Origin of the sequence: Arthrobacter sp. H35-D1, assembly GCF_030063185.1 — a bacterium.
Lineage (GTDB): Bacteria > Actinomycetota > Actinomycetes > Actinomycetales > Micrococcaceae > Specibacter.
Window position 1 is genome coordinate 1 of record NZ_JASISP010000074.1, and the last position, 887, is coordinate 887.

The following is an 887-nucleotide window of genomic DNA, read 5'->3' on the forward strand; positions in this document are numbered from 1 at the left end:
GTGGTGTGTGCTTGCGTGTTGGCAGCGGAGGGTGATGATGCTGGTCGTGCCGGGGTCGGGCCAGCGCTTTCCGGAGAGTTTGAGGCGTTGGCCGATGACTGCTTTAGCGCCGGCTTCAACCGTGCCGGAGTCGGCGAACATGCCCAGGCTGCGGAAGTACGCGTATTGCATGCGGTGTTTGTTGTTGGTGAAGTAGGCCAGTGCCTTACGGCGTTGAGGCGCTCTGATACCCACCAGTGGGAACTCGTTGGCGGCTTTGACGATCGCGTCGATGTCGCCGTTGTCTGGCTCGGTTCGCCGGGCCTGGTACCAGTCGTTGGGGTCATCGGTGATGATGAACGCGAGCAGGTCCGCGAGTTCGTGGAGGTGTTCACGGGCGTGGAAGAGATCAACGATTTGAGTTGCTTCGGGCAGGCGGGCGGTGGCCGTGTTCAAAATCCAGTGGGCCCCGTCGGGCGAGGAAGACGAGTTGACGGATGTGCTCACAACTGCGGCGCTTTGCTTCGGCGGCGACGAGGTCGCAAGACCTTCTCCACCGGCTCCAAAGTGGCCAGGTGGCTGGTTGAGTCCGGGTCCCGGACCGGACGTCCTTGCTCATCGAGCCCGGTATGGGTGAACAGGGACCCTGGTTTTGCCTCATGGGTCCGGGCCCGCCCATCGGGGCCCTTCCCGGCCCGGCCTTCCGTTTCGGCCAGCGTCATCGGCACCCCGGTCCCATCCACGGCGATGAACAGGATTTCCGGCGCCGGGCCTGGTGGCGGCAGGGGCACGACCCGCCCTGCCAGGACCGCCGCGGTGTCAGCCTTCAAAACGGCTGCGGCGCCGGCAGCTTCGGCGGCACGCTCGACGCGTTTGGTGCCCAGACTGATCCCGGCCAGGCCCCTGAT

2 pseudogenes are annotated in these 887 nt (G+C 65.4%); both read right to left on the bottom strand.

Features of this window, described 5'->3' with window-relative positions:
• Positions 1-486: pseudogene (locus QMG25_RS20335) on the bottom strand (hypothetical protein); the annotation flags it as partial.
• Positions 483-887: pseudogene (locus QMG25_RS20340) on the bottom strand (ISKra4-like element ISDesp4 family transposase); the annotation flags it as partial. The pseudogenes QMG25_RS20340 and QMG25_RS20335, both read right to left, overlap by 4 nt.